The sequence below is a fragment of the Pseudomonas viridiflava genome, from assembly GCF_003702045.1.
Taxonomy (GTDB): Bacteria; Pseudomonadota; Gammaproteobacteria; order Pseudomonadales; family Pseudomonadaceae; genus Aquipseudomonas; species Aquipseudomonas viridiflava_C.
Genome location: NZ_RBTP01000022.1, coordinates 90,133 through 117,005 on the forward strand (window position 1 = coordinate 90,133; position 26,873 = coordinate 117,005).

The 26,873-nt window shown below is 60.4% G+C and carries 24 protein-coding genes and 1 pseudogene; 13 read left to right on the forward strand and 12 right to left on the reverse strand.

Features of this window, described 5'->3' with window-relative positions; all coding sequences use genetic code 11:
• Positions 1-8: 8 nt before the first annotated feature.
• Together dapC and ALP40_RS08460 are read left to right on the forward strand one after the other, a co-directional pair.
• A complete protein-coding gene (gene dapC, locus ALP40_RS08455; RefSeq protein ID WP_122207843.1) occupies positions 9-1,202 on the forward strand; it encodes a succinyldiaminopimelate transaminase in 1,194 nt (397 codons plus the stop codon).
• A gap of 113 nt (positions 1,203-1,315) precedes the next feature.
• Positions 1,316-2,143: a matrixin family metalloprotease gene (locus tag ALP40_RS08460; protein ID WP_122207844.1), complete on the forward strand. Its 828-nt coding sequence runs from the start codon at positions 1,316-1,318 to the stop codon at positions 2,141-2,143.
• A gap of 76 nt (positions 2,144-2,219) precedes the next feature.
• On the opposite strand, the gene ALP40_RS08465 is transcribed toward ALP40_RS08460, so the two are convergent.
• Positions 2,220-2,450, reverse strand: coding sequence for a hypothetical protein (locus ALP40_RS08465; protein ID WP_122207845.1), 231 nt, complete (start codon positions 2,448-2,450; stop codon positions 2,220-2,222).
• A gap of 214 nt (positions 2,451-2,664) precedes the next feature.
• Between ALP40_RS08465 and ALP40_RS08470 the strand changes: the two genes are divergently transcribed.
• Genes ALP40_RS08470 through ALP40_RS08485 form a run of 4 tightly spaced genes read left to right on the forward strand, consistent with a single transcriptional unit; the run spans position 2,665 to position 5,759 of the window.
• On the forward strand, positions 2,665-3,012 hold the full coding sequence (locus ALP40_RS08470) for an ArsC family reductase (protein ID WP_122207846.1): 348 nt from the start codon (positions 2,665-2,667) through the stop codon (positions 3,010-3,012).
• A gap of 44 nt (positions 3,013-3,056) precedes the next feature.
• A complete protein-coding gene (gene dapD / locus ALP40_RS08475) occupies positions 3,057-4,091 on the forward strand; it encodes a 2,3,4,5-tetrahydropyridine-2,6-dicarboxylate N-succinyltransferase (protein ID WP_122207847.1) in 1,035 nt (344 codons plus the stop codon).
• 58 nt (positions 4,092-4,149) lie between these two features.
• The gene (locus ALP40_RS08480; protein ID WP_122207848.1) at positions 4,150-5,355 is read left to right on the forward strand and encodes an aminotransferase class V-fold PLP-dependent enzyme; all 1,206 of its coding nucleotides are present in this window, start codon (positions 4,150-4,152) and stop codon (positions 5,353-5,355) included.
• Entirely contained in the window at positions 5,352-5,759 is a 408-nt protein-coding gene (locus ALP40_RS08485; RefSeq protein WP_122207849.1) for a SufE family protein, read from the forward strand. Before ALP40_RS08480 ends, ALP40_RS08485 begins: the two co-directional genes overlap by 4 nt.
• On the opposite strand, the gene tcdA is transcribed toward ALP40_RS08485, so the two are convergent.
• Positions 5,750-6,580: a tRNA cyclic N6-threonylcarbamoyladenosine(37) synthase TcdA gene (tcdA, locus tag ALP40_RS08490; protein ID WP_122207850.1), complete on the reverse strand. Its 831-nt coding sequence runs from the start codon at positions 6,578-6,580 to the stop codon at positions 5,750-5,752. The genes ALP40_RS08485 and tcdA overlap by 10 nt on opposite strands.
• Positions 6,581-6,768: 188 nt before the next feature.
• Between tcdA and dapE the strand changes: the two genes are divergently transcribed.
• The 5 genes and pseudogenes from dapE to ALP40_RS08515 all read left to right on the forward strand — a co-directional run bounded on the left by dapE (position 6,769) and on the right by ALP40_RS08515 (position 13,051).
• Positions 6,769-7,920, forward strand: coding sequence for a succinyl-diaminopimelate desuccinylase (gene dapE, locus ALP40_RS08495; protein ID WP_122207851.1), 1,152 nt, complete (start codon positions 6,769-6,771; stop codon positions 7,918-7,920).
• On the forward strand, positions 7,920-8,729 hold the full coding sequence (locus tag ALP40_RS08500; protein WP_122207852.1) for a putative RNA methyltransferase: 810 nt from the start codon (positions 7,920-7,922) through the stop codon (positions 8,727-8,729). Before dapE ends, ALP40_RS08500 begins: the two co-directional genes overlap by 1 nt.
• 19 nt (positions 8,730-8,748) lie before the next feature.
• Positions 8,749-9,126 carry a hypothetical protein gene (locus ALP40_RS08505; RefSeq protein WP_122207853.1) on the forward strand — a complete coding sequence of 126 codons (378 nt, stop codon included), beginning with the start codon at positions 8,749-8,751 and terminating at the stop codon, positions 9,124-9,126.
• A 590-nt stretch (positions 9,127-9,716) separates the two neighbouring features.
• Positions 9,717-12,193 (forward strand): annotated as a pseudogene (plsB, locus tag ALP40_RS08510) (glycerol-3-phosphate 1-O-acyltransferase PlsB).
• A 168-nt stretch (positions 12,194-12,361) separates the two neighbouring features.
• Positions 12,362-13,051 (forward strand): DUF4197 domain-containing protein, encoded by a 690-nt coding sequence (locus ALP40_RS08515; protein ID WP_122207854.1) that lies wholly within the window; start codon positions 12,362-12,364, stop codon positions 13,049-13,051.
• 20 nt (positions 13,052-13,071) lie between these two features.
• Here the strand turns inward: ALP40_RS08515 and ALP40_RS08520 are convergent, their stop codons facing one another.
• Positions 13,072-16,140: an efflux RND transporter permease subunit gene (locus tag ALP40_RS08520; protein WP_122207855.1), complete on the reverse strand. Its 3,069-nt coding sequence runs from the start codon at positions 16,138-16,140 to the stop codon at positions 13,072-13,074.
• Between the two features lie 7 nt (positions 16,141-16,147).
• Positions 16,148-17,248, reverse strand: a complete 1,101-nt coding sequence (locus ALP40_RS08525; RefSeq protein ID WP_122207924.1) for an efflux RND transporter periplasmic adaptor subunit — start codon at positions 17,246-17,248, stop codon at positions 16,148-16,150.
• 90 nt (positions 17,249-17,338) lie between these two features.
• On the opposite strand from ALP40_RS08525, the gene ALP40_RS08530 reads away from it, so the two are divergent.
• Complete coding sequence (locus tag ALP40_RS08530; protein WP_122207856.1) at positions 17,339-17,983, forward strand: TetR/AcrR family transcriptional regulator; 645 nt, start codon at positions 17,339-17,341, stop codon at positions 17,981-17,983.
• 21 nt (positions 17,984-18,004) lie between these two features.
• Here ALP40_RS08530 and ALP40_RS08535 read toward each other — a convergent pair whose 3' ends face one another.
• On the reverse strand, positions 18,005-18,799 hold the full coding sequence (locus ALP40_RS08535) for a class I SAM-dependent methyltransferase (RefSeq protein ID WP_122207857.1): 795 nt from the start codon (positions 18,797-18,799) through the stop codon (positions 18,005-18,007).
• Positions 18,800-18,898: 99 nt separating this feature from the next.
• Here ALP40_RS08535 and ALP40_RS08540 point away from each other — a divergent pair, with 99 nt between their 5' ends.
• Positions 18,899-19,519, forward strand: coding sequence for an energy transducer TonB (locus ALP40_RS08540; protein ID WP_122207858.1), 621 nt, complete (start codon positions 18,899-18,901; stop codon positions 19,517-19,519).
• Here the strand turns inward: ALP40_RS08540 and ALP40_RS08545 are convergent, their stop codons facing one another.
• From ALP40_RS08545 to ppc, 7 genes are all read right to left on the reverse strand, one after another.
• Entirely contained in the window at positions 19,520-20,209 is a 690-nt protein-coding gene (locus ALP40_RS08545; protein WP_122207859.1) for an extensin family protein, read from the reverse strand.
• 2 nt (positions 20,210-20,211) lie between these two features.
• Positions 20,212-21,045 (reverse strand): oxaloacetate decarboxylase, encoded by an 834-nt coding sequence (locus ALP40_RS08550; RefSeq protein ID WP_122207860.1) that lies wholly within the window; start codon positions 21,043-21,045, stop codon positions 20,212-20,214.
• 48 nt (positions 21,046-21,093) lie between these two features.
• Complete coding sequence (locus tag ALP40_RS08555; protein WP_183136018.1) at positions 21,094-21,957, reverse strand: DUF72 domain-containing protein; 864 nt, start codon at positions 21,955-21,957, stop codon at positions 21,094-21,096.
• 2 nt (positions 21,958-21,959) lie between these two features.
• On the reverse strand, positions 21,960-22,271 hold the full coding sequence (locus ALP40_RS08560; RefSeq protein WP_122207862.1) for a hypothetical protein: 312 nt from the start codon (positions 22,269-22,271) through the stop codon (positions 21,960-21,962).
• Between the two features lie 198 nt (positions 22,272-22,469).
• A complete protein-coding gene (gene tsaB, locus ALP40_RS08565; RefSeq protein ID WP_122207863.1) occupies positions 22,470-23,144 on the reverse strand; it encodes a tRNA (adenosine(37)-N6)-threonylcarbamoyltransferase complex dimerization subunit type 1 TsaB in 675 nt (224 codons plus the stop codon).
• A gap of 86 nt (positions 23,145-23,230) precedes the next feature.
• Positions 23,231-23,878 (reverse strand): adenylate kinase, encoded by a 648-nt coding sequence (gene adk, locus ALP40_RS08570; protein ID WP_122207864.1) that lies wholly within the window; start codon positions 23,876-23,878, stop codon positions 23,231-23,233.
• Between the two features lie 281 nt (positions 23,879-24,159).
• Positions 24,160-26,796, reverse strand: a complete 2,637-nt coding sequence (ppc, locus tag ALP40_RS08580) for a phosphoenolpyruvate carboxylase (RefSeq protein ID WP_122207866.1) — start codon at positions 26,794-26,796, stop codon at positions 24,160-24,162.
• Positions 26,797-26,873: the final 77 nt, after the last annotated feature.

Sequence of the window (26,873 nt, forward strand, 5' to 3'; positions counted from 1 at the left end):
TTTACCTCATGAACCACGCCATGCAATTGCTACAGCCTTATCCGTTCGAGAAGCTCCGCGCTCTGCTGGGCAGCGTGACGCCCAATCCGGAAAAACGTCCGGTTGCACTGTCCATTGGCGAACCCAAGCACCGTTCGCCTGATTTTGTCGCCAAAGCGCTGGCTGACAATCTAGACCAGATGGCGGTCTATCCCACCACCCTGGGCATTCCCGCACTGCGTGAAGCGATAGCAGGCTGGTGCACGCGCAGGTTCGATCTGCCTGAAGGCTGGATGGACCCGGCGCGCAATGTGCTGCCGGTCAACGGCACCCGCGAGGCGCTGTTTGCCTTTACCCAGACCGTGGTCAACCGCAGTGACGACGGACTGGTCGTCAGCCCCAACCCGTTCTACCAGATCTACGAGGGCGCAGCGTTTCTGGCTGGCGCACACCCTCACTATCTGCCGTGCCTGAGCGAAAACGGCTTCAACCCCGACTTCGATGCCGTAACGCCGGACATCTGGAAACGCTGCCAGATTCTGTTCCTCTGCTCACCCGGCAACCCGACGGGCGCGCTGATCCCGGTCGAAACCCTGAAGAAACTGATCACCCTGGCAGACGAATACGATTTCGTGATCGCCGCCGACGAGTGCTACAGCGAGCTTTACTTTGACGAGCAGACGCCGCCGCCCGGTCTGCTCAGTGCGTGCGTCGAACTGGGTCGCCAGGATTTCAAGCGCTGCGTGGTGTTCCACAGCCTGTCCAAGCGCTCCAACCTGCCTGGGCTGCGTTCGGGCTTTGTGGCGGGCGATGCAGACATTCTCAAAGCGTTCCTGCTGTATCGCACTTACCACGGTTGCGCCATGCCGGTACAAACCCAACTGGCCAGTATCGCCGCCTGGAATGACGAAGCGCACGTGCGCGCCAATCGTGACCTGTACCGCGAGAAATTCGATGCCGTTCTGGATATTCTCTCCCCAGTGCTGGATGTGCAGCGCCCGGACGGCGGTTTCTACCTGTGGCCAGATGTAGGCACGGACGACGCCGCTTTCTGCCGCGACCTGTACGTCGACCAGCATGTCACTGTCGTTCCCGGCTCTTATCTGTCGCGTGAAGTGGACGGTGTCAATCCAGGCAAAGGCCGGGTTCGCCTGGCATTGGTGGCTCCTCTTGCAGAGTGCATCGAGGCCGCCGAGCGGATACGCGACTTCGTACGCAAGTAAGCCAGACGCTGCGCCGCCTGCCCCTGTGCGGCGCAGTATTTATGTAACACCAGCAGCGCCTAGCAGCTGGTTATCTTCGTGCCTTACTTATCACCCACACGAAGATCAACTGCATGTCAGATCCAACCCCTCTCCCAACCCTGCCCATGCTGTGCTCCATGCGAGACGCAGCGGACTATCAGGCGTCCTACGAAGCGGCAATAGGCGAAAACCCGGCCAATGCGGCTATCACCCCGACCTATGAATCTGAAACGGGCTACGTATCGGAAACCGGTGAACGCCAACCCCGCATCCTGGTGGCCTTCAATAAGTACTGGTCTCGCGGACGAACCTTGAAAATCGCGTTTCCTAAAAACCCACCTGCCCCGCTGACCCAGCCAATCATCGATGCCGCGCGTAAATGGCTGCCCCATGTGAACCTGAAATTCGAGTTTGTGACCAGTGGTCACAGCGACATCCGCATTGGCCTGAACACCCGACTGAACTGGAGCGAAGTGGGGACTGACGCCCTGTTGGTCCCGCAGGATCAAAGCACGATGGAGTTCAACTTCACGGAGATCTTTGAAAACGACTTGAGCCCCAAACCCGAACTGGAACGTATCGTTCTGCATGAGTTCGGACATGCACTGGGCGCTGTCCATGAACACCAACATCCGGACGCGAAAATCCCGTGGAATGAGCCGCTACTGCGCCAATTGCTGGCCCAGGCCGGCTACAGCGAAGAGCTGATCGCCAGGAATTTTCTGGATCAATATGAAGCGGCGGACTTTCACTACACCGCCTATGACCGTGATTCGATCATGCACTTCGACATCCCCAATGCGTTGACGCTGGGCGATTTTGAAGTGATCAATATTGGCAAGACGCTGAGCACTAAAGACATCGAATTTATGAAGTCGATTTATCCTGACCGCAACAACTCAAAATTCGAACAACCGTAACGCCGTCAGACGTTGCGTTGAAATGCGCGCCACGTATCGCGATCTGCGGCACGTGGCGCGACTGACCAGATGAAGCCTAATCCCGGACTCTCAAAGTCTCACCGATCCATCCAACAGCCCAACTGACGGGATCATGGGATCTCATCGGCAACAGCGGTTTTCCTTCCCGCGCCGCCATTCGTCCTTCGATCTCCGCCTGGCTGTGGATCCAGATGGTGTTCTGCTTAAAGCCTTCCGCGCGTTGACGTTCCCTGTAATAACGTTGTCGGATAAGCGCCGCTTCCCTCTTCTTTTCTTGTTCAGACATAACGCACCCGATCTTACATGTGGAACATCATCATTGCCCGTTACCGCCTGTCGCTCAAGTGTCAGGTGAGTGAAATGTTCTTCACCTACTGTGGTCCGGGCAACTGCGCCAGACAGCCAAGGCGCTCGGGACGCTGACGTGGCATAATCACCGGCTAAATTTCCTGGGAGGTAATGGGGACTGTCCAGAGCTATCAATCGCCCCATACAAAACAATGACTTACACCCTATTTGGCATAAAAGCCTGCGACACCATGAAAAAAGCGCGTACCTGGCTCGATGAAAACGCCGTCGGTTACGATTTTCATGACTACAAGACGCAGGGCATCGACCGCGAACACCTGGAGCAGTGGTGCAATGAGCACGGCTGGCAAGTGGTGCTCAACCGGGCAGGTACGACGTTTCGCAAGCTCGACGATGCGCAGAAAGCGGATATCGATCAGGCCAAGGCCATCGAACTGATGCACGCGCAACCGTCCATGATCAAGCGCCCCGTGCTCGATCTGGGCGACAAGACCCTGATTGGCTTCAAACCAGACCTGTACAAAGCGGCCATTCAGTAAGCCGGGACGCTTCTGATAGCCCTAGATAAGTTAAGAGGTATTCCATGTCCACTACCCTGTTCAGCCTGGCCTTCGGCGTTGGCACTCAAAACCGTGAAGGCGCCTGGCTGGAAGTGTTCTACGCACAGCCAGTGATCAATCCATCGGCAGAACTGATCGCGGCCATCGCGCCAGCGCTGGGCTACACCGGTGGTAATCAAGCGATCACGTTCAACGTCGATCAATCCTACAAATTGGCTGACGCGGTCAAGTCGGTCGATGCCACGCAGGCTGCTCTTCTCAACCGTCTGGCAGAAAGCCACAAGCCGCTGGTTGCGACCCTGCTGGCTGAAGATGCGCCGCTGACCTCGACCCCTGAGGCCTACCTGAAACTGCACCTGCTGTCGCATCGTCTGGTCAAGCCGCACGGTCTGAACCTGACCGGCATCTTTCCGCTGCTGCCCAACGTGGCATGGACCAGCCAGGGCGCAGTGGACCTGAGCGAGCTGGCCGAACGTCAATTGGAAGCGCGCCTCAAAGGCGAACTGCTCGAAGTGTTCTCGGTGGATAAGTTCCCAAAAATGACCGATTACGTGGTGCCGAGCGGCGTGCGCATCGCTGACAGCGCTCGCGTACGCCTGGGTGCCTACATCGGCGAAGGCACCACCGTAATGCATGAAGGTTTCGTCAACTTCAACGGCGGCACCGAAGGCCCGGGCATGATCGAAGGGCGTGTCTCTGCGGGCGTGTTCGTCGGCAAGGGTTCGGACCTGGGTGGCGGCTGCTCGACAATGGGTACGTTGTCCGGTGGCGGCAATATCATCATCAAGGTCGGCGAAGGCTGCCTGATCGGTGCCAACGCCGGTATCGGCATCCCGTTGGGTGATCGCAATACCGTCGAGTCTGGACTGTACGTGACCGCAGGTACCAAAGTGGCCCTGCTCGACGAGAACAACGAGCTGGTCAAAATCGTCAAGGCGCGCGACCTGGCCGGTCAAAGCGACCTGTTGTTCCGTCGCAATTCGCAGACCGGCGCAGTGGAGTGCAAGACCCACAAGTCGGCCGTGGAGCTGAACGAAGCACTGCACGCTCACAACTGATGCCGTGTGCGGGTTCGAGGCGCAGCATCCGAACCCGCTTCACCGAGCTGGACGAATCATGCCCCTTCCTTCCCCCTGGCGCGCTGACTTTCCTGCCATCGCCGCCTTGCAACGGCAAGGCCAGACCTATCTGGACAATGCCGCCACCACGCAAAAACCTCAGGTGCTGATCGATGCCCTGACTCATTACTACGCAAGCGGTGCCGCCAATGTGCATCGTGCGCAGCATCTGCCTGGCGCGCACGCCACCCAGGCCTTCGAAGACAGTCGCAGCAAGATCGCCCACTGGCTCAATGCGGGCGACTGCGGACAGATCATCTTCACTCATGGCGCGACGTCTGCGCTCAACCTGCTTGCCTATGGCCTGGCGCACGAGTTCGAGGCGGGCGATGAAATCGTGATCAGCGCGCTGGAACATCACGCCAATCTGTTGCCTTGGCAACAGCTGGCGCAGCGACTGGATCTGAAGCTCGTGATCCTGCCACTCGACACGCATGGCGTGATTGACTGTGTAACGGCCGCTCACCTGATCGGCCCTCGTACCCGGTTACTGGCGGTCAGTCAGCTTTCCAATGTCCTTGGCACTTGGCAGCCTTTGCCGCGCCTCATCGCTCTGGCCAAGGCCCAAGGCGCTTTTACCGTGGTGGACGGCTCGCAAGGCGTGGTTCACGGCCGTCACGACGTCCAGGCGCTGGGCTGCGACTTTTACGTATTCTCAAGCCACAAGCTGTATGGCCCTGAGGGGCTCGGCGTGCTTTTCGGCCGAAATGACGCACTGCCCAGCCTCACGCACTGGCAGTACGGTGGCGAGATGGTCCTGACCGCCGATTATCATCATTCGAAGTTTCGCCCTGCCCCGCTGGGCTTCGAGGCCGGCACGCCTCCCATCGCCAGCGTGATCGGCTTGGGCGCAACACTGGATTACCTCGAAAGCCTGGACCATCAGGCAGTGGCAGACCATGAACTCAAGCTGCATCGCCGCCTGCTGGAAGGCTTGCAACAGCGTGACGGCATCCGCGTGCTGGGCTCCCCCGATCTGGCGCTGGTGAGCTTCGTCGTGGACGGCGTGCACAATGCCGATCTCGCCCACCTGCTGACAGAACAGGGCATCGCAGTACGTGCTGGCCACCACTGCGCGATGCCGCTGCTCAAGGGCCTTGGTCTGCCGGGCGCCATCCGTGCTTCGCTGGCGCTGTACAACGATTCCGATGACCTGCTGCAATTTTTCGCAGCGCTGGATCAAGCACTGGAACTGCTCAGATGAGCCTGCCAGCAGCGGCACAAACAGCGCTCGATACGTTTGGTCAGTTGCAAGGCTGGGAACAGCGGGCACGGCTGTTGATGCAATGGGGCGACCGGCTCCCGGCATTAAGCGACGACGAAAAGTCGGACGAGCATCTGGTTCACGGCTGTGAAAGCAAAGTCTGGCTAACCGGTGAAGTCAACGCAGGTCACTGGCGTTTTCGTGCCAGCAGCGATGCGCGCCTGATACGCGGTCTGGTTGCCCTGCTGCTGGCGCGGGTTGACGGGTTGTCAGCCGAAGAGCTGCACGCCGTGGATTTGCCGGGCTGGTTCAGCCAACTGGGCCTGAGTCGTCAGTTATCGCCTTCGCGCAGCAACGGCCTGAATGCCGTGCTGCAGAAAATGCGTGAACTCACTCATGCCTGACTGGAGGCCTCTGTCGCAGGCTTGACCCGCTCCGAGGGTCGGCGTGTGCCTGCTACCAATTTGTCCACGGCGCGGGTCGCAGCAAGCATGCCGAACGACGCGGTCACCATCATCACCGCACCGAACCCGCCTGCGCAGTCCAGCTTTACGCCGTCACCGACGAATTTCTTTTCAAGACAAATGCTGCCATCCGGTTTCGGGTAACGCAGTTGTTCGGTGGAGAACACACACGGAACGCTGTAGTGCCGGTTCGGCGTGCGCGAAAAGCCATAGTCACTGCGCAGGATCGAACGCACCTTGGAGGCCAGCGGATCGTTAAAGGTACGGTTCAGGTCGGCAATCCGAATGAGCGTCGGGTCAATCTGTCCGCCTGCCCCGCCGGTGGTTACCATCTGGATCTTGCGTCGCTTGCACCAGGAAATCAGCGCCGCCTTGGCGTTGACGCTGTCGATGCAGTCGATCACGAAGTCCAACTGCGGCGTGATGCACTCGGCCATCGTGTCGCGGGTGACGAAATCAGCCACTGCATGCACCACACAGTCGGGATTAATGGCCCGAATCCGCTCGGCCATCACCTCGACTTTCGGACGCCCGATGGTGTTGTCCAACGCATGCAACTGGCGGTTGCTGTTGCTGACGCACACGTCGTCCATGTCAAACAGCGAAATTTCGCCCACACCGCTGCGCGCCAAGGCCTCCGCCGCCCAGGAGCCCACGCCGCCGATGCCGACCACCGCCACGTGTGCGGCACGCAGACGCTCCAGCCCCTCAATGCCGTACAAACGGGCAATGCCTGCGAAACGCGGATCCTCTGCACTCATGTTCATTACCTCAAAAACCGGCGCGCATTATAGGCCGTCGTGCGCAATGAGACATCTGTCGATGCTTGTGGCCCGCCAAAAAACGGCTGGTCGTGGCAGAGATCTTCATATACGAACGTTAAATTCATCGTTTTGATATAAGATAACGGCCTTTTCGCGCCCCCAGTCTGGCTACCGGAGTTCTGTACATGACGGCCCCATCCGACCTTTCGCCTACCCTGCAGCTTGCCTGCGATCTGATCCGTCGACCATCGGTCACACCGGTCGATGCCGATTGTCAGACCGTGATGATGAAGCGTCTGGGCGATGCCGGCTTCAAGCTGGAGCCGATGCGCATCGAAGACGTGGACAATTTCTGGGCAACGCATGGCAACCACGAAGGTCCGGTGCTGTGCTTCGCGGGTCATACCGATGTGGTGCCAACAGGCCCGGTCGGGCAGTGGCAGAACGATCCGTTCGATGCCTTGATCGATGAACATGGCATGCTGTGCGGCCGTGGCGCGGCGGACATGAAGGGCAGCCTGGCAGCCATGCTGGTGGCCTCTGAACGTTTCGTGGCCGACTACCCCGATCATCGCGGATCGGTGGCGTTTCTGATCACCAGTGACGAAGAAGGCCCGGCCCATCACGGCACCAAGGCGGTGGTCGAGCGACTGGCGGCACGCAACGAACGCCTAGACTGGTGCATCGTCGGTGAGCCATCGAGCACCACGCTGGTGGGCGACGTGGTCAAGAACGGTCGTCGCGGCTCGCTGGGCGCCAAGCTCACCGTACGCGGCAAGCAGGGTCACGTCGCTTATCCGCATCTGGCGAAAAACCCGATTCATCTGTCGGCTGGCGCGCTGGCCGAGCTGGCTGCCGAGCACTGGGATAACGGCAACGATTTCTTCCCGCCGACCAGCTTTCAGATTTCCAACCTCAATTCCGGCACGGGTGCCACCAACGTGATTCCGGGCGATCTGGAGGCGGTGTTCAACTTCCGTTTCTCCACCGAATCGACCGTCGAAGGTCTGCAGCAGCGCGTCGCCACTATTCTCGACAAACATGAACTGGACTGGCACATCGACTGGGCGCTGTCTGGCCTGCCGTTCCTCACCGAACCGGGTGCCCTGCTGGACGCCGTGTCCGCGAGCATCAAGGACGTCACCGGTCGCGACACCAAGGCCTCGACCAGCGGCGGTACGTCCGATGGTCGCTTCATTGCGACGTTGGGCACTCAAGTGGTCGAACTGGGGCCTGTCAACGCGACAATCCATCAGGTCAACGAGCGCATTCAGGCCAGCGATCTTGATGTGCTGACCGAGATCTACTACCAGACACTGGTCAAGTTGCTCGCCTGATGCTGACATGCCCTATCTGCTCGGGGCCGCTCAGCGCGGCCGACAACGGCGTGGTATGCCCCGCCAATCATCGTTTTGACCGTGCGCGGCAGGGCTACCTGAACCTGCTGCCGGTGCAACACAAGAACAGCCGTGATCCCGGCGACAATCAGGCGATGGTCGAGGCACGACGCGATTTTCTCAACGCAGGTCATTACGCGCCGGTTGCCCGGCGACTGGCCGAACTGGCGGCTGAACGCGCACCGGCCCATTGGCTGGACATCGGTTGTGGCGAAGGTTATTACACTGCTCAGATTGCAGAGGCGCTGCCAAAATCCGATGGCTATGCGCTGGACATCTCCCGGGAGGCCGTCAAACGTGCCTGCCGTCGTGACCCGAACGTGACCTGGATGGTCGCCAGCATGGCCCGTGTGCCGTTGCCGGACGCCAGCTGTCAGTTTCTGGCCAGCGTCTTCAGCCCGCTGGACTGGACCGAAGCCAAGCGCCTGCTGACGCCCGGTGGCGGACTGATGCGCGTCGGCCCGACCAACGAACATTTGATGGAACTGCGCCAGCGCCTGTATGACGAAGTGCGCGAGTACGCCGATGACAAACATCTGGCGCTGGTGCCGCCAGGCATGCAATTGCAGCACAGCGAAACCCTGCGCTACACCCTGAAGCTGATCGACGGCCAGTCACGCGCCGACCTGCTGGCCATGACGCCCCACGGGTGGCGAGCCAGCGCCGAACGCCGCACCGCCGTCATCGAACATCCGGGCCCCTTCAAGGTCACCGTTTCCATGCGCTACGATTATTTCGTGCTGCACTAAGCATTCAAAAGAGGCACCCATGCGCCAACCTGATATCGAGATCTACCTGAAAGACGAAGACGTCGACCACAAGGCAATCGCCAAATGGCTCGGCGACGCCATCGGCCCGTGCAGCGACTGGGCACAGAAAGGCCAGACCTGGAAGTGCAAGGCAGGCAATGTGCCCGTGACCTGGCTGCCCAAGGCCGTAGGCAAGTGGAACAGCCTGTACCTGGAAAGCGACCAGACACCGTGGGACGACGATATTGCCTGCGCGCGTGCTGCCTTCGCGGCGCTGAACGTTGAAGTACGCTGTGCGCCGGGCACCTGGGTGGAAGAAGAAAGCGACGACACAGCCGACCGCTGGATGCGCATCAGTGCCGATGGCGAAGAAGAGATCACCTGGCGGACGTCGTAAGCGACCGGATGGAAGCAGGAACACGGAACGGTCACACCCCGCTCCGGAGCATAAGGCCCGGACGCGGAGCGTCCTGCGAGGCGTTACCACGCAGAGCGTGGGAACGAGCTGGTACACGCAATCCTGATCGTGTCCATGCTCCGCGAGCATCGTGATACACATGTCTCGCGACAACTAACGAACTGTGGGCGGCCTCATCACGTCTTCGAGGTAGCGCTGTAGCGCAGCAAACTCAGCGGGAGCGGACTTGTCCGCGCATGCAGAAGTTCAGCCACTGCATCTGCGTCGGATGTAACGGCCTTTTTGCGGACAAACGGAACGCCGCCCGACCCGCTCCCACAAGCCGATTTTATTCAGTGGGTTACAGGTTGTTTGATAAGCGGCGGCTTGCCGACGATTCTTTTTCGATGCGACCTATCAGTGGCTGAACTGACGCCATCGCCAGCAAGCTGCCTCCCGGGGTATGCATTCAGTCAGACGCTTTCGTCTTGTCCCGGTTTGCGCGCCCCATCACCGTTTTTGCCCATCGCCTCGGGATGCGTCACACTGGCGCCATCTCGGGCAGCCGCCCTTTATTCAGCAGAAGCCGTATGACTCGCTCTCCATTCCGCCGTCTTGTGTTCGGCACTCTGCGCCGTTTGTTGTACCTCTGGGTTCGCTCGGAAACCATCAACCAATCGTCCTTCACGCTCAATCTCGACCGCAGCCGGCCGGTGTTCTACGCCTTGCAGTCGCCTTCGATCAGTGACCTTGCCGTCCTCGACACCGAATGCCGCAAGGCTGGCCTGCCTCGTCCGGTGCTGTCGGTATCGGTTGGCAACCTGATGGAGCCTGCCGCGTTCTTCTACCTGACGCCCTCACCCGACTGGCTCGGCCGCCACGACAAGCGTGGTGCGCCGCCAACACTGGAGCGTCTGGTCGCGGCCGTCAGCCAGAACCCGAACGAGGATGCGCAGATCATCCCGGTCAGCGTGTTCTGGGGGCAATCGCCTGACCGCGAGTCCAGCGCCTGGAAACTGCTGTTTGCCGACAGCTGGGCCGTGACCGGTCGGTTGCGTCGTCTGGTGAGCATCCTGATTCTGGGCCGCAAGACCCGTGTGCAATTTTCCGCGCCGATTCACATGCGTGAACTGGTGGGCGAAAACAAAGGCTACGAGCTGACACTGCGCATGACCCAGCGACTGCTGCGGGTGCATTTCCGCAACCTGAAAAGCGCGGTGATCGGTCCTGACGTTTCGCACCGGCGCAATGTGGTCAAGGGCCTGCTGGACGAGCCGCTGGTCAAGCAGGCGATTGTCGAAGAAGCCCAGCGCGAGAAAATTTCCGAAGAGAAAGCGCGAGAACTGGCGCTGCGTTATGGCAACGAGATCGCCTCGGACTACACCTATTCGGCCATTCGCTTTCTGGAAGTGGTGCTGAGCTGGTTCTGGAACAAGATTTACGATGGCATCAAAGTCAGCCACATCGAGGGCGTGCAGGAAGTCGCGCCGGGCCATGAAGTCATTTATGTCCCGTGCCATCGCAGCCACATCGATTACCTGCTGCTCTCGTATCTGCTGTTCCGCAACGGCCTGACACCGCCGCACATCGCAGCAGGGATCAACCTGGACATGCCGGTGATCGGCAGCCTGTTGAGGCGCGGCGGTGCGTTCTTCATGCGCCGGACCTTCAAAGGCAACCCGCTGTACACAGCGGTGTTCAACGAATACCTGCACACGCTGTTCACCAAAGGTTTTCCGGTCGAGTATTTCGTGGTACCGGGCGTATGTTGCAACCCAAGACCGGCATGCTCGCCATCACCATGCGCAGCTTTTTGCGCAACTCGCGGATGCCGATCGTCTTCATCCCGGTGTATATCGGCTACGAACGCGTGTTGGAAGGCCGTACTTATCTGGGTGAGCTGCGCGGCGCGACCAAGAAGAAAGAGTCGATCTTCGACATTTTCAAAGTAATTGGCGCACTCAAGCAGCGCTTCGGTCAGGTGTCGGTGAACTTCGGCGAACCGATCAAGCTGGCCGAGTTTCTCGATGCCGAGCAGCCGGACTGGCGTGAGCAGGAGTTGGCCCCGCAATTCAAGCCGGACTGGCTCAGCGGCACCACGCATCGCTTGGGCGAACGTGTGGCGCAGCACCTGAACGAAGCGGCAGCCGTCAACCCGATGAACCTGGTGGCCGTAGCGTTGCTGTCGACCCATCGACTGGCCTTGGATGACCAAGCGATGGAGCGGGTCCTCGACCTGTACCTGACACTGCTACGCGCCGTCCCGTACTCACCGCACATGACCCTGCCCGAAGTCGATGCACGGGCGTTGATCGAGCACGTGAAAGGCATGGACCTGCTAGCCGAGCAGAAGGATGCGCTGGGCAGGATTCTGTACCTGAACGAACAGAATGCGGTTCTGATGACGTACTACCGCAACAACGTGCTGCACATTTTCGCGTTGCCGTCGTTGCTGGCCAGCTTTTTCCAGAGTTCGTCCCGGATGAGTCGCGAACTTATCCTGCGCTACACCCGTGCGCTGTATCCCTACCTGCAATCGGAGCTGTTCATTCGCTGGTCCCTGGATGAGCTGGACGAGGTTGTCGATCAATGGCTCGCCGCCTTTGTCGAACAGGGCCTGCTGCGCATCAGGGATGACGTGTATATACGTCCGGAGCCAAGTTCTCGCGAATTTGTACTGCTGACCCTGTTGTCGCGCGCCATTGCCCAGACACTCCAGCGCTTTTACATGGCCATTGCTCTGTTGCTCAACAATGGTCAAAAAACGCTGACGGCTGAAGCGCTGGAAGACCTGTGTACCGTCATGGCCCAGCGGTTATCGATTCTGCACGGGCTCAACGCACCGGAATTCTTCGACAAGAGCCTGTTCCGTCACTTCATCCAGACGCTGCTCGATTTGGGCGTATTGCGTAAGGACACGGCAGGCAAGCTGAGCTATCACCCGCTGCTGGGTGAACTGGCAGAGGGCGCCGCCAAGCGCGTGTTACCCGCAGAAATCAGGTTGTCGATCCGGCAGGTGGCGTTGCACCAGCAGGAAAATGTACCCGAGCCGGACGGTGGGAGCTAAAGCGCTGAACTGCGCCGACATCCGGGGTTCAAACTGAACGGCACCGATCCGAGTGATCGGGCAGCAGATTGAACCCCGCGCAACCGCTTCCCTGATACGCTCAGTTGCATACAGCGCCGACACCGGATTCGGCGCTGCCTCCAAGACCTCATCAAAAAGGACGCTGCCATGCTTCGCCCCACGTTTACCATTGCCGGCCTCTGCGCAGGCCTGCTGCTGTCGGCCAACGTCTTCGCCCTGTCACTGGGTGATCTGTCGCAATCGGATGCCACCGGCGGCCTCAAGGACGCCCTGACCCAAAGCGCACAGGTTGCCGTCAAGCAACTGGGCGTGCCGGGCGGCTTCAGCAAAAACGAAGAAGTGCGGATCGAACTGCCCGGCAAGCTGGGTCAGGTCGCCAAGAAAATGAAAATGCTCGGCATGGGCACTCAAGTCGACCAGTTGGAAACCAGCATGAACCAGGCGGCTGAAGCGGCCGTGCCACAAGCACAGGCGCTACTGGTGGATGCCGTGAAGAAGATGAGCGTAACCGATGCCAAGTCGATTCTCAGCGGTGGCAAGGATTCGGCAACTCAGTACCTGAGCAGCACCAGCCGCGAGCAGATTCGCACCAAGTTCCTCCCCATTGTCAAGAAAGCCACCGATCAGGTCGGCCTGGCACAGAAATACAACGCCTTCGCGGGCAAGGCCTCGTCCTTGGGCATGCTGGACAGCAAAAGCGCCAACATCGAAAGCTATGTGACTGAACAAGCGCTCAATGGACTGTTCGAGATGATCGCCAAGCAGGAAGAAAGCATCCGCGCCAACCCGGCCGCGGCGGCGACCGGACTGGCGAAGAAAGTGTTTGGCGCGTTGTAAGCGCTGCGGTATGAGGCGGGTTACACGCCCTCTACCTTCTTCACCCTGAACCACGCCGCATACAGCGCTGGAAGAAATAGCAGGGTCAACGCGGTGGCAACGATCAGGCCGCCCATGATTGCCACTGCCATCGGCCCGAAAAACAGGCTGCGTGACAGTGGAATCATGGCCAGCACCGCAGCCAGTGCGGTCAGCACAATAGGCCTGAACCGGCGAACAGTGGCCTCGATGATCGCATGCCATTGGTCCAGTCCGGCAGCGATGTCCTGCTCGATCTGGTCCACCAGAATCACCGAGTTGCGCATGATCATCCCGGACAGCGCGATGGTGCCCAGCATCGCGACAAAGCCGAACGGCTGGTTGAAGAGCAACAGAAACAGCGTCACCCCTATGAGTCCCAACGGTGCGGTTACGAATACCATCAGCATGCGTGAAAAGCTGCGCAACTGGATCATCAGCAGGGTCAACACCACCACGATGAACAAGGGCACACCGGCGTTGACCGAGTTCTGTCCGCGTGCAGAGTCTTCCACCGTGCCACCCACTTCCAGCAGATAACCGTCCGGCAATTCGGCACGCACCGCGTCCAGGGTCGGCATGATCTGTTTCACCAGTGTCGCAGGCTGGTCCTTGCCATAAATGTCTGCACGCACCGTCACACTGGGCAGGCGATTGCGGTGCCAGATTACGCCCTCTTCAAAGCCGTAATCCAACGTGGCCACTTGTGAAAGCGCGACGCTGGCACCGTTCTGCGTAGGCACCGACAGGCTGGACAACGCGTCCAGTTGCTCACGCTCGTTGCGGGTGCCACGCACCATGATGTCCACCAGTTCATCGTCTTCGCGATACTGGCTGACGGTGGAACCGGTCAGCGAATTGCGCAGGAACGCCGACAGGTCTGCGGTGGTGACGCCCAACGCCCGAGCGCGGTCCTGATCGATGTTCATGTGCACCACCTTGCTCGGTTCCTCCCAATCGAGGTGAACATTGGACACGTGCGGGTTTTCACGCACCTTGTCCTGCACCTTGCGCGCCAGCGCCCTGACCACTTCGATGTGCTCGCCAGTAACGCGAAACTGCACCGGGTAACCCACGGGCGGGCCGTTTTCCAGGCGCGTCACCCTGGAACGCAGGGTCGGAAACTGCTCGTTGAGGTGAGCGATCAGCCACGTGCGCAGAGCCTCACGATCCTCGATGCTGCGGGTGAGCACCACGAACTGGGCGAAACTGGGCGCGGGGAGTTGCTGATCCAGCGGCAGGTAGAAGCGCGGCGAGCCTGTGCCAACATAGGCCACGTAATTGTCGATGCCTTCATGGCCCTTGAGCATCTGCTCAAGGCGCTTGACCTGTTCGGCCGTGTTCACCAGAGAGGATCCTTCGGCAAGCTTCAGGTCCACCATCAACTCCAGACGCCCGGAGGCCGGGAAAAACTGCTGCGGGACAAACTTGAACATCACCACGGACAGCACAAACAGGCCGACCGTGGCGACAATAACGGTCTTGCGGCACCTCACGCACCAGCCCACCAGAGCGCGGACACGCATGTAGAACGGCGTCGCATAAGGATCCGGGGCATGGCTGCCGTGCCTGGCAGCGTCTCGCTTGGCGAGGTCTGGCAACAGCCGGTCACCGAGATAGGGCACGAACATCACTGCGGCAATCCAGGAGGCGATCAGAGCGATGGTCACCACCTGAAAGATCGAGCGTGTGTATTCACCGGTACTCGACTGTGCCGTGGCAATTGGCAGAAAGCCCGCTGCCGTAATCAGCGTGCCGGTCAACATCGGGAACGCCGTGCTGGTCCACGCAAAGCTGGCCGCCTTGAGCCGGTCGTAGCCCTGCTCCATCTTGATCGCCATCATCTCCACGGCGATGATCGCGTCGTCCACCAACAGGCCCAGCGCAAGCACCAGCGCGCCCAGCGAGATTTTGTGCAGGCCGATGCCCAGGTAATACATGGTCGCAAAGGTCATCGCCAACACCAGCGGGATGGCCAGCGCCACCACCATGCCGGTACGAACCCCCAGCGAAAAGAAGCTCACCAACAAAACGATGATCAGCGCCTCGGCCAGCACCTGCACGAACTCGCCGACACCGGTCTTCACCGCTGCCGGCTGATCGGACACCTTGCGCAATTGCATGCCGACAGGCAGGTTTTTCTGCAACCGGGCGAACTCGGTTTCCAGCGCACGGCCAAGGATCAGAATGTCGCCCCCGTCTTTCATGGCCACCGCCAGCCCGATGGCATCTTCATCCATGAAGCGCATGCGCGGCGCAGGCGGATCGTTGAAGCCACGATGCACATCGGCCAGATCACTGATTCGAAACGTGCGATCACCCACGCGAATCGGGAAATTACGAATCTCGTCCACGCTTTGAAACTGTCCACTGACCCGAAGCTGGATACGCTCGCTGGGCGTTTCAAAAAAGCTCGCCGAGGACACCGCGTTCTGCGCTTGTAGTGCCTGCTGCACTTGCTGCAGCGGTAAACCCAGCGTGGCGAGCTTGACGTTCGACAGCTCGATCCAGATTTTCTCGTCCTGCAGGCCGATCAGCTCGACCTTGCCCACATCCTTCACACGCTGGAGCTGGATCTGAATACGGTCGGCGTAGTCTTTGAGCACAGCGTAATCGAAGCCCTGGCCCGTCAGCGCGTAGATATTGCCGAACGTGGTGCCGAACTCGTCGTTGAAGAACGGCCCCTGCACATCGGGCGGCAGGTTCTGGCGAATGTCGCCGACCTTCTTGCGGATCTGATACCAAAGCTCAGGCAGGTACGCGGAAAAAATCGAGTCACGTGCCACGAAGGTGACCGTGGACTCGCCGGGCCGCGAGAACGAAGCAATGCGCTCGTATTCACCGGTTTCCATGAGTTTCTTTTCGATCCGGTCCGTGACCTGACGGGCCACTTCTTCGGCACTGGCGCCCGGCCACAGCGTACGGATCACCATCGCTTTGAACGTGAACGGCGGATCCTCACTTTGGCCCAGCTTGGTGTAAGAGAGCGCACCAACGATGGCAAGCACGATCATCAAATACAGCACGACCTGGCGGTGACGCAGCGCCCATTCGGAAAGATTGAAATGCATGGGGGGCCTACTCCTTGGCTGCCAGCGTCACGGCTCGATTGCTTCGATCCACCGGGCGTACAGGCTCGCCTTCACGCAGTACATGCCCACCTGCGGCCACAATCCAGTCGGTTTCTTTCACGCCTTCAAGCACCGGCACCGACTCCTGTCCGTAAGGGCCGACCTGCACGGGCACTCGCGAGACGGTGCTGTCGGGGGCGACACGCCAGACGTACGTCTGACCGTTCTCTGCGGTTACCGCCGCCAGTGGCACGGAAAGCGGCACTGCATGCTCGGTCGCGATGAACACGCGTGCGCTTTGGCCCAACTCGGCGGGCACCTGCCCGCTGGCAAACGCCACACGCGCCGCGAAGGTCCGGGAACGAGGATCGGCAGACGGCGACAACTCACGCAAACGCCCGGCAAAGCGCTGATCGCGCGCGGTCCACAGTTCGACCGAAACGGGCTGGCCGACCTTGAAGCGGGCAAAATTCTGTTCCGGGAGGCTGATCAGCACTTCCCGCTCACCATCGGTCGCCAATGTGAAAACGGTCTGCCCGGCAGCGACCACCTGCCCCACTTCGACCGATCGCCTGGCGATCACGCCATCCTGTGAGGCCCGTAAGACCGCGTAGCCGGTCTGGTTGTCGGCAACGGTCAGCTCGGCCTTGATCTGCTTGAGCCGGGCTTCGCCTGCGCGATAGAGATTTTCAGCGTTGTCGTATTGCGAGCGGCTGACCATCTGCCGGTCCAGCAGAGTTTTATAGCGATCACGCTCGGAACGCACCAGTTGCAGGTTGGCTTCAGCAGCAGTGACTTGCGCACGGGTGGCGTCCAGTTGCAGGCGCACATCCTGAGCGTCGAGCTCAGCGAGAGGCTGATTGGCTTTGACCCGCTGCCCCTCCTCGACCAGCCGCTTGCTCACCTTGCCCGCGATACGAAACGCCAGCTCGGGCTCGAACCGGGCGCGTACTTCGCCCGGATAGCTGTCCATCGACTGAGCCGAAGGCAGCGGCTGCACCACCATCGCGGGGCGGACGAAAACCGGGGTGGTGGTTTCCTGACCGCAGGCGGTCAGCAAAGAGACCAGACACAGCGGCACGAGAAGCGGCATGACATCGCGGAGCATGATGTAAACCTTCATCAAAACAGGCTTGGAATAATTGTACTGGCGAGTATATTAAAAATTATCAAACTCACCAGTACATTATTTGAACTTATGCCTGACACACCGATCACCACCGGCCCCGGTCGCCCCAAGGACCTTGAGAAGCGCAAAGCCATTCTTGAATCTGCGAAGAATCTGTTCGTGAGCAACGGCTACGTGAACACCAGCATGGACGCAATTGCCAGCGAAGCCGGGGTTTCCAAGCTCACCGTCTACAGCCATTTCACCGACAAGGAAACGCTGTTTTCAGCCGCCGTGGTGGCGCGTTGCGAAGAGCAAATGCCTGCCGTGCTGTTTCATCTGGCGCAAGGTGCAACCGTCGAGACCGCGCTGTTGAACATTGCGCGTGCGTTCCAATGCCTCGTCAATAGCCCGGAGTCTCTCGAACTGCATCGTTTGATGGTGGCGCTTGGCACACAGGATCCTCAATTGTCGAGGATCTTCTTCGAGGCGGGGCCACTCAAGCTCATCAGCGAAATGGAACGCGTGCTGGTCGAGATCGACGCAACCGGCAGCTTGCGCATCGAACACCCGCGCAGGGCTGCCGAGCACTTTCTGAACATGGTCAAAGGCATTCACAACTTCCGGCTTCTGGTGGGTTACAACAACCCACCGGATGCGGACACTGCCGACCAGCATGTGCGGGAAGTGGTCACCTTGTTCATGCGTGCCTATCAGCCTGAACGCAGTCTTTAAACCGGTCCCGAAACGGCCAGCCTAGTCGGCGACCTTGGGCTTGAGCGCCTTTTTGGGATAGATGTCGTAACGACTGGATTTGCCATCCAGCGCATAGCCGGGCTTGGGGCCGTCGATGCAGGGCGCCTTGCGCGGGCGCTTGACCACGACTCGGTGCGTGGCCAGTGCCAACGCGGCTTCCAGCAAGGCTGGCGCGTCCATGTCATCGCCCACCAACGGACGAAACAGGCGCATCTCTTTTTTGACCAGCGCCGTCTTTTCCCGGTGCGGAAACATCGGGTCAAGGTAGATGACCTGCGGCGGTTCGCCCTGCCAGTCGCCAATCAGCTGGATCGAATTACCCGTCAACAAGCGCATCCGGGCAATGATCGACCCCACGTCCCGGTCATCGCGCCCTCGTAAGAGGCCGTCTTCCAGCAGTGCAGCGATGATCGGCTGGCGTTCAATCAGGCTCATCTCGCACCCAAGACTCGCCAGCACGAACGCATCCTTGCCAAGCCCGGCCGTGGCATCCAGCACGCGCGGCCTGACACCCGGCTGAATACCCACGGCCTTGGCGATCATCTGCCCGGTGCCGCCGCCGAACAGCCTGCGATGAGCCACAGCGCCTTCGACGAAATCGACCCGTACCGCGCCGGGCGCATCGTCGTCCAATTGCTGCAATTGCAAGCCATCGTCGGTCACTTGCAGGGCAAAATCGGCCTGTTCATCCTGCAACGGCAAACCCAGGCGCTGCGCCCAGTGCGCCGCCTGATCCTGCCCGTTCGTCATCAGGGCTTCGACCCTGATGCGACTGCCTGCCTGCTGTTCACTCATTACGTCTACACACGCTCAAAAAATGTTAATGATCGGCAAAATCTGCCGATAACCAAAGTATCCGGCATTTTGCCAGACCCAAGGCCAGTACTGATCGCTATGTCAGACATTGTTCAAACATCCATTGGCTATTTGTCGCACTCAGGCGACTTTAGCGTACGCAACAGTCGCACCCTCGGTGGTGTTACCCAGTTGTGGTCGGATGCGTTTGCACGTGCAATGGCTGATCAGGTCGCCGACAGCACTCCGATCCCCGTCCATCCCACGAGTGTGGAAGTGGATGTCGAAACCGGTGAGCCCGTCGCTGGCGCCAAGACCCTGAGCAAGATCGTCGAGCAGCGCGCCTGTCCGGTGAACGACACCGAGGTCAAGCCGCCAGAGCCGCTGTTCCTGCCGATTGCCGAATTCGAACTCGACCTGCTGCCACCGCCGGCCGAACCCTTCAGCATCGCCGACATGATCGAGCAGCAGCGCCATCTGGAATTCGAAAGCAACTGGGTGCGCCCTACCGTACTCAATGCCCACAGCGACGTGACGCCAGGCCCTGCCCCACAGACTCGCCCGCTGCACCTGCCAATCGCTGAGCTGGAGTGGGACCTGGCTGACAAGCCTGCTCTGCCCCTCGACGAGAAGACCATCGCCACCCAGCAGCGTCAGTTCGACTACGAGAACGTCTGGGCTCGCCCGCTGATTCTGCAAAACCTGCGCATGGCTGCCTGATCAGCGACACACCTGCCAGCGCCCCATGTCCACATGGAAATGATCACGATGGGCCGCGTTGTACTCCGGCCCCAACACCGTGCTGAAGTTCTTGCAGGCCCCATCGCGCACCAGCCTCAGAAAACGCCCCTTTTCGCCTGAATCGTTCCAATCCTTGAGCAGGTTGATGCGCTGACCGTCAGCCAGGCGAAAACCGGCGATGTCCAGCGCATTGGCGGTTGCATGCTGGCTGAGCCGGCTGTTGGCGCGGTTGTAGATGTTACGGCAGGCAAAGCTGCCCAAATGATCGATACGAGCGACTCGCTGACCGAAAACGGTTTGGGCGGCAGGTTGCAAGGTATGAATATCGAACAGCACGTACGCCACCGCCAACGGGCAACTGGCCAGGAAGCTGCTGCTGAGGGCCACGTCGCCACCCTGCACGCGCAACGTGTTCTCCAGCGGGCAACGCGCCGAAGCCGGACTATCGGCCTGACGACTGAAGCGCAGGCCGGAAGCACTCAGCACCTGATCGCACAGCTCCGGATCGTCTCGCAGACGTGACAGCTTGAACGGCGTCAGCAGATTGGGCTCGGCGCGCACGTCCAGCGGAGCCCAAGGATTCCACTGTGGCGGCACGTCAATCCAGCCCTTCCACACCGCTGCCATCGCAGCGGCGCAGAGCATCAGCAACAACAGGAACACGCGCATGCTCAGCCTTTGAAAAGATCGTTCAGTTGATCGAATGGCATCGCTTGCCCGGCGTAATTGAAGGTGCCGTAGTTGCGAATCTCTTCGGCGGCCCGATAAAGCCCACCGAAGGCTGCGCGCGCCAGCGACGACCCGACGCTGATGCGCTTGACGCCGCACTCGCTCAGATCCGCAACCGACAGCGTGACCCCGCCCAGCCCCATCAGGACATTGACCGGCTTGGGAGCGACTGCACTCACCACCGCAATCACCTCCTCCCGAGTCCGCAGGCCCGGCGCATACAGAACGTCTGCGCCTGCCTCGGCGTAAGCCTCGAGCCTGCGCAGGGTGTCAGCGAAATCCATCCGGCCGTGCAGCAGGTTTTCGGCCCGCGCCGTGAGCATGAACGCAAACGGCAGGCTGCGCACTGCGACGGCCGACGCCCGGACACGCTCCACAGACAGCTCGAAATCGTAGATGGGGTGATCTGCGTGACCGGTAGCATCTTCAATGGAGCCGCCCACGAGGCCTGTCGCTGCGGCTTTGAGCAGTGTCTCGGCGCAACCCTGTGGACTGTCGCAGAAGCCGTTTTCCAAGTCGGCAGCGACTGGCAGGGGTGTGGCTGCCACAATGGCTGCCACGTTGGCGAGCGTGTCGTCACGGCTGAGTGCGCCCTCGGCGTCGGCTCGTCCCAAGGTAAAGGCCAGGCCCGCGCTGGTGGTCGCCAACGCCTCGAAACCCATTGAGGCCAGCAGCCTGGCCGAACCGGCGTCCCACGGGTTCGGGATCACAAAGGCCCCGTCGCGCTCGTGCAAGGCCTTGAATGTCTGTGCTTTGAGAAGGTGATGCTGATCCATGTGCAGGCTCTCCAGGTGTGAGTCTCCATAAACCCACAACTGGCGACCTCAGAGCAAGCCCAACTGCTCCACCGCTGGACCGCGATCCAGTTCAGGCAACGGCGGCAGCCCCGGCAGGCGAACCATCAGTTGCTCATGAAAACGACGCGCCAGCTCGGGCGCGCGCAGGTTGTCCGGCGTGTGCAGAAACACGTAAGGCACCCGGCCCTCTTCAATCCAGACCGCAACCTTCTCCACCCACTGCACCAGAAACGGGTCGTTGGCCTCAAGCTCGGGACGGCCGATGAAGCGCACCTGCGGGAACTGAGTCAGCGCTGCCGGACGAGCAGGCACCTTCGGTTTCTTGGATTGCGCATGCAGCACGGCAGGGTCACTGGACACACAGCTGAACAACGCCCGCGAGTCCAGACAGATACGCTCAATGCCACGATCCAGCAGGATGCGATTGAGCATGCGCTCTTCGTCGCCCTTCATGAAAAACGCCATGTTTCGCACTTCCACTGCGAGCGGCACATTCAACTCGTCGATGAAGCCGACCAGTTCGGCCAAGCGCTGCGGTGTGAAACCGGCCGACAACTGTAACCAGAACGGCGCGACCCGCTGGCCGAGAGGTGCCATCAACTGGATGAAGGTTTCAGCAGCGGTCACCTGCGCGCGCAGATCGCCGTCGTGGCTAATGTCGCGGGGGAATTTGGCAGTGAAGCGAAAGTCTTCAGGCATCGTCTCGGCCCAACGCTGCACGGTGGAAGCCGCGGGACGGGCATAGAACGTCGTATTGCCTTCGACCACATTGAAAACCTGTGAGTACAGGCTCAGGAAATCAGTCGGGCGAGCCTCTTCGGGATACAGCGAATCGCGCCAGGCGTTTTCACTCCAGGAAGGGCAACCGAGGTAGTAAGGCAGGATGGACACAATCAGACGTGAAGATCGAGCCCCGACACTTCAAGGTCCCAATCCACAAAGCTGGCCGTGCTCAGGTAACTGGCAAGGGCGTTGGCGACTCGAGAACTCATGGACCGGGGAAAGATGATGTCCTGCGGACGCGCAGGCACATTGGCTGTGCTGCCAATCGGGCCTTCGTCAGCTTCGCGACGGGACGCCCGCGCAGGCACAGGCGGAAGGTCATCAGTCGTGACTTCTTCGAAAGAGCCCTCAACAATCGAAGGCTGCTTTTGCGGCTTTCGCTTGATAGGGTAAGAACGTTGTGAGGGTCCGTCGATGCGCATCAATAGTTACTCGGCTTCTGTAGTGGCAATTTAACGTTACAGCCCGGATGCTTGCAAACTTCCTAACGTTAACTAGACCACACATATTGCAAATTGTTTGAGCACAGCCGATTTAAGTCACATTAAAACGATAAACGGTAGATGGCTAATTGATACTTTGCTTGCAATCGCCCTAACTAACCAGCTCAGGCATGAACATTAACGCGCCTTGGGCGTTGCCACCTTGTCACGCAGATAGACCGGCTGCGCATCATCGGCCGCGACGGCTTCGCCACGGTTCCAGGCAAAGGTGGACAGCGTCAGCAGATCCTGTGCGTGAGGCAGCAGGCAGGCGTCATGCCCTGACAAGGCGACCGGAATGCGCCCGGCATAGCCCCAACCGGTGCCTGCACCGAACCACGTTCCAGCGGCATTTGCAGGCAACGCAGCAAGCTCCGGCGCCATGACCGCTTCGTCTCCCACCAACCGCATCTCGCCAGCCGACTCGCGATAACAGCCCCAATACACTTCATCCATTCGTGCATCGATGGCGGCGGCTACCTGCGACACACCTTGCTCACGGTAGGCACGTTGCGCCAGTACGGCGAGATTGGAAACCGGCAGTACCGGACGCTCGAGTGCAAAGGCCAGACCTTGAACGACGCCGATGGCAATGCGCACGCCGGTGAAAGCCCCCGGGCCACGGCCGAACGCAATAGCGTCCAGTGCCGACATGGCGATGCCCGCCTCGGCCAGCAGGTCTTTGATCATCGGCAGCAGGCGCTGGGCGTGCAGGCGCGGAATCACCTCGTAATGGCTCAGTACCTTGCCGTCATGCAGCAAAGCGACCGAGCAGGCTTCAGTGGCGGTGTCCAGGGCCAGCAAGGTGGTCATCGGTGTGTCCGTTGTCATGGAAAAGTGGCGCAGTATAAATGACAAATGGCCCGCAAGCGGGCCATTAATGAGCAGTCTGTATCAACTCAGCTCAATGCTTTGAGCACCTTGGCGGTGATCTCTTCGACAGAGCCGACGCCTGGGATATGGCTGCACTTGGGCTTGCCATTCTCGGCACTCAGTTTGCTGTAGAACTCAACCAGCGGCTTGGTCTGCTCGTGATAGACCGACAGACGATGGCGTACGGTTTCTGCCACATCGTCCGGGCGCTGCACCAGCTCTTCGCCCGTGACGTCGTCCTTGCCTTCGATTTTCGGCGGGTTGTACTGCAAGTGGTACGTACGCCCGGAAGCCGGGTGAACACGACGGCCAGACATGCGCTGGACGATTTCTTCGTCATCGACAGCGATTTCCAGCACGTGGTCGATTTCCAGACCGGCCTTCAGCAGCGCTTCGGCCTGGGGAATGGTGCGCGGGAAGCCATCGAACAGCACGCCGTTCTGGCAATCCGGCTCAGCCAGACGGTCCTTGATCAGGCCAATGATCAGGTCATCGGAAACCAGACCGCCCGAATCCATGACGCTTTTAGCCTTGATGCCCAGCTCTGTACCGGCCTTGACCGCCGCGCGCAGCATGTCGCCTGTCGAAATTTGCGGGATGCCGAACTTTTCAGTGATGAATTTTGCCTGAGTACCTTTACCGGCCCCGGGAGCTCCCAGCAGAATCACGCGCATCGTCATGCTCCTCAAATTTTTTATATGGAAATCATCGGATTCGCCTCAGGGGCCAATCTAAAAAATGAATCAGGCCAATAGGCCAAAAGGCTGATCAAGATACACAGCAGACCCAAGCCGCACAAGCCGCCAAAAGTCGCAGTAACCGCAGGCACACTAGCGTGTGTGCCTGGGCTATCCAGCCGTACGACCTGCTGCAACCTCTTCGGCAGGTTAGCCGCTAAACGCTGCGTCTGTCGTGACGGGCGTCAAATCCAGCGCCCGCCGCGCCAGTCTGGCCATCAGCCGGTATTGCGCAGCCCTGCCGCGATCCCCGCTACAGACACTAGCAATGCCAGTTCCAAAGGGCTGTCCAGTTGCGCTTCACGGTGGCGCGAGCGCGACAACAGCTCCGCCTGAAGCAAGTGCAAGGGGTCGAGGTACGTGTTGCGCAGGCTGATGAACTCAAGCGTTTCAGGGCTATGCGCCAGCAATTGCGTCTGCCCGGTAAGCCCCAGAACCACCGTACACGCCTGCGACAATAGGTCGCGTAAATGTGCGCCCAAATGTTGCAGCCCATCCTCCACCAGACGTTCGTCGTAGAGCCTGGCGATGTCCGTATCGGCTTTGGCCAGCACCATTTCCAGCATGTCGATACGGGTTCTGAAGAACGGCCAGTGCTCGCGCATCTGTGCCAGCACATCACCCTCGCCGCGCTCCAGCGCCTTGGTCAGCGCCGCTTCCCAGCCCAGCCAGGCGGGCAGCATCAGCCGCGTCTGGGTCCAGGCGAAAATCCACGGGATGGCACGCAGGCTCTCGACGCCGCCTGCGCGACGCTTGGCGGGGCGACTGCCCAGCGGCAGACGACCCAATTCCTGCTCGGGCGTGGCCTGGCTGAAATACTCGACGAACTCGGGATTCTCCCTGACCACTGCCCGGTAGGCATTGACGCCATCGCTGGCCAGTTGGTCCATCATCGTGCGCCAGGCAGGTTCAGGGAGCGGCGGCGGCAGCAGCGTCGCTTCCAGCACCGCAGCCAGATACAGGTTGAGGTTCTGTTCGGCGATGTCCGGCAAACCGAACTTGAAGCGAATCATCTCGCCCTGCTCAGTGGTGCGGAAACGCCCCGCCACCGAGCCGGGCGGCTGGGACAGAATCGCCGCGTGAGCCGGACCGCCGCCACGTCCAACGGTGCCACCACGGCCGTGGAACAGCAGCAGCTCGACCTGCTGGTCGCGGCAGATCTGCACCAGCTTTTCCTGGGCCCGGTATTGCGCCCAGGCCGCTGCGGTCGTGCCCGCATCCTTGGCCGAGTCGGAATAGCCGATCATGACTTCTTGAGGACCGTGCAGGCGCGAGCGATAGCCCGGCAGGCCCAGCAACGTTTCAATGACCGGCCCGGCGTTGTCCAGGTCGGCCAGCGTCTCGAACAGAGGCACGACGCGCATGGGCCGTTGCAAACCGGCCTCTTTAAGCAACAGTTGCACGGCGAGCACATCGGACGCCGCGCCAGCCATCGAAATCACGTACGAACCCAGCGAGGCCGCTGGCGCTGCCGCCACTTCCCTGCAGGTCGCCAGCACTTCCGCCGTATCCGCCGCAGGCTTGAAATAGCCTGGCAATAAAGGACGGCGGTTGTTCAGTTCACGCAACAGGAATTCGATGCGGGTCTGCTCGTCCCACTCCTCGTAGCGCCCAAGCCCCAGGTAGTCGGTAATCTCGGTCATTGCTGCGCAATGTCGGCTGGAATCCTGACGCACATCCAGACGCACCAGAAACAGGCCAAAAGTCACTGCGCGGCGCAGGCAGTCCAGCAGCGGTCCATCGGCAATCACGCCCATGCCGCATTCGTGCAGCGACTGGAAGCACAGCATCAGGGGTTCGATCAGCTCGCGATTGTCATGCAGCACCGCCTCTGGCGCAGGCTGAGTGACGGCCAGCGACGCATTGGCCCAATTGCGGGTCGCCCGCAGGCGTTCGCGCAGGCGCTTGAGTTCGGCGCGATAAGGCTCGGCGCTGTCGCCTACGCTGGCACGCAGCGCATCGCTGGCCTGTTGCATCGACAGATCGGCCGCCAGGCTGTCCACATCGCGCAGGTACAAATCAGCGGCCATCCAGCGGGCCAGCAGCAGGACCTCGCGGGTGACGGCGGCAGTCACGTTCGGGTTGCCGTCACGGTCGCCCCCCATCCAGGACGCAAAGCGGATCGGCGCGGCGTCCAGCGGCAGGTGCAGGCCGGTTGCGGCTTGCAGCGCCAGATCGGCCTTGCGCAGGTAGTTGGGGATCGCGTGCCACAGCGAATGTTCGATGACGGCAAAGCCCCACTTGGCCTCGTCGACGGGGGTCGGCCGAACGCGACGGATTTCCTCGGTGTGCCAGGCTTCCGCGATCAAACGCTGCAAGCGTGCAGTGATCTGCTCACGCTCAAGGCTATTGAGATCGCGATGATCCAGTGCCGCCAATTGCGCGGCGATGGCGTCGTATTTCTGAATCAGCGTGCGCCGGGCGACCTCAGTCGGGTGCGCGGTAAGCACCAGCTCGATCTCAAGCTTGCCCAGTTGCCGTGCCAGCGCGTCAGGGGCATGACCTTCGGCCTTGAGCTTTTCGAGCAACTCAGGCAACACCCGGGATTCGAAAGGTTGCGGCTGTGAGTCCTCGCGGCGGTGCATCAACTGATACTGCTCGGCGATGTTGGCCAGGTTCAGGAACTGGTTGAACGCACGCGCCACCGGCAGCAGCTCATCGTCTTCAAGGCCGTCGACGCTTGAACTGAGCGCCTCGGCTCCCTCAGCCGAACCGCGCCTGCTTGCTTTGGCGCTTTTGCGAATCCGTTCGATCTTGTCGAGAAAATCGGCCCCGCGTTGTTCGCGAATCGTATTGCCCAGCAGCTCACCCAGCAGGTGAACGTCTTCGCGCAGTCGCGCATCGATATCGGCCATCGTTCCCTCTCCCGGTTTTTATTTGGGCTCTTTGCTTGATCGCTTGCCCGAACTGAACGGGCGTACTGAAATCCGCT

Excerpts from the sequence above, each read along its gene's own strand:
- dapC (WP_122207843.1), top strand. The coding sequence starts at position 9 with ATGAACCACGCCATGCAATTGCTACAGCCTTATCCGTTCGAGAAGCTC.
- ALP40_RS08460 (WP_122207844.1), top strand. The coding sequence starts at position 1,316 with ATGTCAGATCCAACCCCTCTCCCAACCCTGCCCATGCTGTGCTCCATG.
- ALP40_RS08465 (WP_122207845.1), bottom strand. The coding sequence starts at position 2,450 with ATGTCTGAACAAGAAAAGAAGAGGGAAGCGGCGCTTATCCGACAACGT.
- ALP40_RS08470 (WP_122207846.1), top strand. The coding sequence starts at position 2,665 with ATGACTTACACCCTATTTGGCATAAAAGCCTGCGACACCATGAAAAAA.
- dapD (WP_122207847.1), top strand. The coding sequence starts at position 3,057 with ATGTCCACTACCCTGTTCAGCCTGGCCTTCGGCGTTGGCACTCAAAAC.
- ALP40_RS08480 (WP_122207848.1), top strand. The coding sequence starts at position 4,150 with ATGCCCCTTCCTTCCCCCTGGCGCGCTGACTTTCCTGCCATCGCCGCC.
- ALP40_RS08485 (WP_122207849.1), top strand. The coding sequence starts at position 5,352 with ATGAGCCTGCCAGCAGCGGCACAAACAGCGCTCGATACGTTTGGTCAG.
- tcdA (WP_122207850.1), bottom strand. The coding sequence starts at position 6,580 with ATGAGTGCAGAGGATCCGCGTTTCGCAGGCATTGCCCGTTTGTACGGC.
- dapE (WP_122207851.1), top strand. The coding sequence starts at position 6,769 with ATGACGGCCCCATCCGACCTTTCGCCTACCCTGCAGCTTGCCTGCGAT.
- ALP40_RS08500 (WP_122207852.1), top strand. The coding sequence starts at position 7,920 with ATGCTGACATGCCCTATCTGCTCGGGGCCGCTCAGCGCGGCCGACAAC.
- ALP40_RS08505 (WP_122207853.1), top strand. The coding sequence starts at position 8,749 with ATGCGCCAACCTGATATCGAGATCTACCTGAAAGACGAAGACGTCGAC.
- ALP40_RS08515 (WP_122207854.1), top strand. The coding sequence starts at position 12,362 with ATGCTTCGCCCCACGTTTACCATTGCCGGCCTCTGCGCAGGCCTGCTG.
- ALP40_RS08520 (WP_122207855.1), bottom strand. The coding sequence starts at position 16,140 with ATGCATTTCAATCTTTCCGAATGGGCGCTGCGTCACCGCCAGGTCGTG.
- ALP40_RS08525 (WP_122207924.1), bottom strand. The coding sequence starts at position 17,248 with ATGCTCCGCGATGTCATGCCGCTTCTCGTGCCGCTGTGTCTGGTCTCT.
- ALP40_RS08530 (WP_122207856.1), top strand. The coding sequence starts at position 17,339 with ATGCCTGACACACCGATCACCACCGGCCCCGGTCGCCCCAAGGACCTT.
- ALP40_RS08535 (WP_122207857.1), bottom strand. The coding sequence starts at position 18,799 with ATGAGTGAACAGCAGGCAGGCAGTCGCATCAGGGTCGAAGCCCTGATG.
- ALP40_RS08540 (WP_122207858.1), top strand. The coding sequence starts at position 18,899 with ATGTCAGACATTGTTCAAACATCCATTGGCTATTTGTCGCACTCAGGC.
- ALP40_RS08545 (WP_122207859.1), bottom strand. The coding sequence starts at position 20,209 with ATGCGCGTGTTCCTGTTGTTGCTGATGCTCTGCGCCGCTGCGATGGCA.
- ALP40_RS08550 (WP_122207860.1), bottom strand. The coding sequence starts at position 21,045 with ATGGATCAGCATCACCTTCTCAAAGCACAGACATTCAAGGCCTTGCAC.
- ALP40_RS08560 (WP_122207862.1), bottom strand. The coding sequence starts at position 22,271 with ATGCGCATCGACGGACCCTCACAACGTTCTTACCCTATCAAGCGAAAG.
- tsaB (WP_122207863.1), bottom strand. The coding sequence starts at position 23,144 with ATGACCACCTTGCTGGCCCTGGACACCGCCACTGAAGCCTGCTCGGTC.
- adk (WP_122207864.1), bottom strand. The coding sequence starts at position 23,878 with ATGCGCGTGATTCTGCTGGGAGCTCCCGGGGCCGGTAAAGGTACTCAG.
- ppc (WP_122207866.1), bottom strand. The coding sequence starts at position 26,796 with ATGGCCGATATCGATGCGCGACTGCGCGAAGACGTTCACCTGCTGGGT.